Origin of the sequence: Protofrankia sp. Cr1 (genome assembly GCF_963555865.1) — a bacterium.
Classification (GTDB): domain Bacteria; phylum Actinomycetota; class Actinomycetes; order Frankiales; family Frankiaceae; genus Protofrankia.
In genome coordinates, this window is the sequence record NZ_CAUVXO010000453.1 from 4,293 (window position 1) to 5,570 (window position 1,278).

Annotated in this window: 3 protein-coding genes; all 3 read left to right on the forward strand. The window is 68.4% G+C overall.

The features are described 5' to 3' along the window. The first annotated feature begins 220 nt into the window (after positions 1-220). A complete protein-coding gene (locus tag U9980_RS23515) occupies positions 221-400 on the forward strand; it encodes a hypothetical protein (RefSeq protein WP_322769928.1) in 180 nt (59 codons plus the stop codon). After that, complete coding sequence (locus U9980_RS23520; RefSeq protein ID WP_322769929.1) at positions 397-639, forward strand: hypothetical protein; 243 nt, start codon at positions 397-399, stop codon at positions 637-639. The genes U9980_RS23515 and U9980_RS23520 overlap by 4 nt, the downstream gene beginning before the upstream one ends. A gap of 137 nt (positions 640-776) precedes the next feature. Continuing rightward, a partial coding sequence (locus tag U9980_RS23525) for a hypothetical protein (protein ID WP_322769930.1) occupies positions 777-1,278 on the forward strand: 502 nt, incomplete at its 3' end.

Genomic DNA, 1,278 nt, shown 5'->3' on the forward strand with positions numbered 1-1,278 from the left:
CCCCCCCCGATCGACGATCTTCTACCGGACTTATCCGAGGTATCACGAAAGACACATACTGCGGATCGCGAGCATCCCATGACCACCAGAAGCAATCGATAGCACCCGGGTACAGCATCAGAATCTTTGCCGACTCGTGACAATCACCGGGAACCGTACAGACCCAGACTGCGTGACCGACGCCTTATGGGCTAAATGCCGCATCCTGCATTCCCCAAGGATGATCGCTCCATCCCGGGTCGGAGAGGCCCGCCTGTGGAAGAAGCCCGATGAAGTGATCGGCGGTGGCGGTCAACGTCCGATGGAGATCGTCGGGATTGTGCTGCCACCAGCCGTTGAGATCCTTCACCCCGACGGGCGGCATGACGGTCAACACGAGGTGACCCTGGTGGGGACATGAGCTTCTGGGTCAGCGCCGCCGAGGATCTCCTCGCCGCGCTGTTCTGGACCGCGGCCCGCACCGGACTGGGCATGGACAGCGTCGTCGGCTGGATCCAGGCCATGGACAAAGACACCGTCACCCGGCTGCTGGCCGCGTTCGCCGCCCAGGTTCCGGGACCCGGCGCTGCGCACCCTCGCGACCGACACACCCGCCGACCTGGATGCCGACACCGACCGCGACACGGACGTCAACGCTGACCATCCACGGTCCGGGTGGTGGCCGCGACTGTCGGCCCTGGGGACACTCGCACCGTCCCGATGGTCACGGCGGGCACGGTGATGACCCGGCCGGTTCCCGGACCCGACGACCCGGGCACGACGACCCGGACCCGGCGATGACACAGACCGCGATGGTGGTCACCGTGTCCAGCCCGGACCTGGAAGCCCGCCTCGGCTGGATCCTGCCCGACACCGTCCACACCGCGATCCAGTCCGGTCGCGCCGTCCTGCCCGCACCGGCGGACTCCACCACCGGACCAACCGGCCGCCGGGTACCGGAACCACTGGAACTACTGGAATCGGACGACAGCCGGCGGCCCGCCCCGTCCCATCGGGTGCACATTCCCGGCCGGCCAACGGAAACCTACCGGCGGGCGCTGGCCGGCTCCCGGGTGCTGCAGCCCTGGGTGCTGGACAGCCTGGAAAACCCCGCCGACCGCTACCGGATCGTCAGCCCCGCCCACGCGGTCACCGCCACGCTGCTCCCCCGGACGCTGGACTGGACGGTGACCACCCGGGGTTTCCGCTGCCGTACCGGACGACCATCCGCTACCTCACCGACGACGGCGACCTACGCACCAGGGAAACGATCCGCGCCGTCCCCACCGCCGACGGCCA

What these genes read in the sequence shown, in the direction of transcription:
- U9980_RS23515 (WP_322769928.1), top strand. Translation starts at nt 221, where the DNA reads ATGATCGCTCCATCCCGGGTCGGAGAGGCCCGCCTGTGGAAGAAGCCC.
- U9980_RS23520 (WP_322769929.1), top strand. Translation starts at nt 397, where the DNA reads ATGAGCTTCTGGGTCAGCGCCGCCGAGGATCTCCTCGCCGCGCTGTTC.